General features: G+C 71.9%; 4 protein-coding genes. All 4 read right to left on the reverse strand.

The features are described 5' to 3' along the window. A partial coding sequence (locus ELR45_RS38250) for a TatD family hydrolase (RefSeq protein WP_205856794.1) occupies positions 1–395 on the reverse strand: 395 nt, incomplete at its 3' end. Beyond that, positions 395–1090 carry an EboA domain-containing protein gene (locus ELR45_RS17730; protein ID WP_129667556.1) on the reverse strand — a complete coding sequence of 232 codons (696 nt, stop codon included), beginning with the start codon at positions 1088–1090 and terminating at the stop codon, positions 395–397. The genes ELR45_RS38250 and ELR45_RS17730, both read right to left, overlap by 1 nt. A gap of 30 nt (positions 1091–1120) precedes the next feature. Next, on the reverse strand, positions 1121–2011 hold the full coding sequence (locus ELR45_RS17735; protein WP_129667557.1) for a sugar phosphate isomerase/epimerase family protein: 891 nt from the start codon (positions 2009–2011) through the stop codon (positions 1121–1123). Further along, positions 2008–2901 carry an SCO3242 family prenyltransferase gene (locus ELR45_RS17740; RefSeq protein ID WP_129667558.1) on the reverse strand — a complete coding sequence of 298 codons (894 nt, stop codon included), beginning with the start codon at positions 2899–2901 and terminating at the stop codon, positions 2008–2010. Before ELR45_RS17740 ends, ELR45_RS17735 begins: the two co-directional genes overlap by 4 nt. Between the last annotated feature and the right edge of the window lie 56 nt (positions 2902–2957).

Consider the following 2957-nt stretch of genomic DNA (forward strand, 5'->3'; position numbering starts at 1 on the left):
GGCAGCCCGTGCTCGCCGGCCAGCTGGAGCTGATGGGTGAACGCCTTCTCCTCCTCGTCGGTCATCGAGTCGAACCCCACCTCCCCGACCGCGACCACACCGTCTTTGGCCAGGTACCGTGGCAGCACGTCGAGCACCTCGACACAGCGCGGGTCGTTCGCCTCCTTCGGGTTCAGCGCGATCGTGCAGTGGTGCCGGATCCCGAACTGGCCCGCCCGGAACCTCTCCCATCCCAGCAACCCATCGAAGTAGTCGCAGAACGAGCCGACGCTGGTGCGCGGCTGTCCGAGCCAGAACGCGGGCTCGGTCACCGCCCGGATCCCGGCGGCGTACATCGCCTCGTAGTCGTCGGTCGTGCGCGAGGTCATGTGGATGTGCGGGTCGAAGATGCGCATCAGGCCTCCCCTCGAGTTGCGGTGGTCTCAGGCCTGGGCACGTCCGCGGCATGCTCGCCGAAACGATCCAGCACCCGCCACGCGTCTGTGGGCATCGAGCGCCCTGCGGCTGCCCGCTCGCGGCAGTAGTCCGCGACCATGCGTGCCAGTTCGTCGTCGGCCCGCGTGTCGAGATCGGCGACGGCTTCCAGCGGCACCCCGACGAACAGGCACTTCAGCACTCCCTGGCGCCAGCTGTCCGGGTCGAGGTGATGTGCGCCGTAGGACCCCATGGCGGCCGCCACCAGCCGGACGTCGTTGGTCCGCAACGCGTCCTCGACCAGCGGCAGCGACGTGGCGGTCACACCCGGCCCCGCGTCCAGCGCGGACAGCGCCCGCAGCACCGCACGTCTCTCGTCGGCGTCGCCGTACCGGTACAGCTGAGCCAGCTCGTGGGCGAATCGCTCCGGACCATCAGCCCACACCGACCCGAGCACCACCAGCAAGACAACCCTGGCCTGGTCCTCCAGCCGGGGATGCTTCAGGCCGTCCGGGTCGTCCGGATCGGCGGCTCCTCTAGCGACGACCCGCGCCGCGGCCGGAAAGATCGTCGAGATTCGTCGGGCGTCCTGGACGAGCTCCTGGACCAGCTCGTCCAGGCGTCTGCTCGCCGCGGCATCCAAGTCGGGCGCGAACTGTGCCTCGCGTGTGCTCATGCTCCGTACACCTCCATGTGGACGAGCCGATCAGGTAGCGGCGCTGCGTTCCTCCTCCCGGGATGGCATCTCTCGAGCGGTCTCGGCCTCCGCCAGCGCCGAGGACAGCGCTTCCAACGAGCGCGCGGCGACCACCGGCGCCGCGTGACCATGCCGCGGCAACTCCACCGAGGCCAACCCCGCGTAGCCGACGTCGAGCAACGCACCCAGCGTCTGCGGCAGGTCGACCTCCCCGTCGCCGAACTCCAGGTGTTCATGCACACCGCGGAGCATGTCGTCGAGCTGGACATTGGCCAGCCACGGCCCGGCTGCGCGCACACACTCCTCCGGCGTCTCAGTCTCGTTACACACCAGATGGCCGATGTCCACCGTCACGCCGAGCCGTTCTGGCGCCCCCAGCCGCCGGCGCAACTCGAGCGCGCTGTCCAGCCGGTCCACGAACATGCCCGGCTCTGGCTCGAACGCGCAGGTCACCTCGCATCGCTCGGCCTCGGAAAGCACCGCCTCCACCCCGGCCAGCAGACGATCCCAGCCCTGCTGGTCAGCCGTTCCCGGCGGCAGCGTGCCCGACCAGAACGAGACCGCCTCCGCACCCAGCTCGGCACCGATGCGCACCGCACGGCACAGCAGGTCCACCCGACGTTCCCGGTCGTGCTCCGAGACCAGCGTCGGCTCGTGCTTGTGCCACGGATCCATTACGTACCGGGCTCCGGTCTCGATCACCACGGCGAGGCCCAGGTCATCCAATCTGCGCCGCACGGCGGCGGTGCGCGCCCCGAGATCCGGCGCGAAGGGATCCAGGTGCGGGTGGTCGACAGTCAGCGCGACGCCCTCGTATCCCAAGCCGGCGATCACGGCCAGCGCGTCGTCCAGCCGGTGGCTACCGAAGCCGTTCGTCCCGTACCCGAACCGCAGGCTCATGTCGGCGACACCACCTTCGACGCCAGGCGCGCCACCGGGCCGGCCGCCAGCAGCGCGGCTGCCAGTCCCGGCGCGCCGGCCCGCGCGGCCAGCGCCGACTGCAGCACGATGATCCCGCGCACACCGGAACCGGTCGCACGGCGCACTGTCGCAGCGTCCGGCTCCACCGCCGCCTCAGCCTGCCGGCGCCCCACCACCGCCGCGTACGCGCCGGCCAGACAGGCGCCGGTCCACCGCGCCAGCCGCGCCGATCGCCAAGGCCCAGCGGCCGGTTGGCGACGGCGGTCCCACCGCGGGAAAGCGGCCACACAGGCCGACGTCGCGGTCCCGGCCAGCGCGGTATACGCAGCCGACGGCGGCGCACCATGCACCTCACCCCGGCTGAGCCCGGTCACCGCCGCCGTGTGCACGCTCACAGCAAGGCATGGCAGCGCCACGCGCCGCCATTGCCCGCCCGCGCCCAGCAACACATCCAGCCCGCGCGCGGCCGCCATGCACGCTGGACCCCACCGAGTTTCCTTCGCCGCCAGGTCGTACGTCCACACCGCCGCGGCCAGCGGCACCGCTGTCCGCAGGGCTGCTCGCCCACCGGCCAGCCCGGCCACCCCCAACCCGGCACCGGTCAGGCCGGCCGCCAACACCAACGCCTGCTCCGGACGGACCCGGCCGGACGGGATCGGCCGCTCGGGGCGCTCGTCCCGGTCGAGCTCGCGGTCGGCGTAATCATTCAGCGCCATGCCGGCCCAGTACAAACAGGTAGAGGCGACTGGCAGTGCGCAGGTGCGCCGGCCCAGTGGCCACCCCGCGGCCGCCGCTCCCGCCAGCGAATCGCCGGGTACGGTCAGTGCCGCCGGCAACCGCACCAGCTCAGCCACGTCGCGGGCTCTCATCGAGAACCCTCCGTCGCACCGGTGCCTACGTCAGCACCGGGTTCGTCGGCGGCGGC

It is taken from the genome of Phytoactinopolyspora endophytica, from assembly GCF_004138495.1.
GTDB classification, from domain to species: Bacteria; Actinomycetota; Actinomycetes; order Jiangellales; family Jiangellaceae; genus Phytoactinopolyspora; species Phytoactinopolyspora endophytica.

What these genes read in the sequence shown, in the direction of transcription:
- ELR45_RS17735 (WP_129667557.1), bottom strand. Translation starts at nt 2,011, where the DNA reads ATGAGCCTGCGGTTCGGGTACGGGACGAACGGCTTCGGTAGCCACCGG.
- ELR45_RS17730 (WP_129667556.1), bottom strand. Translation starts at nt 1,090, where the DNA reads ATGAGCACACGCGAGGCACAGTTCGCGCCCGACTTGGATGCCGCGGCG.
- ELR45_RS17740 (WP_129667558.1), bottom strand. Translation starts at nt 2,901, where the DNA reads ATGAGAGCCCGCGACGTGGCTGAGCTGGTGCGGTTGCCGGCGGCACTG.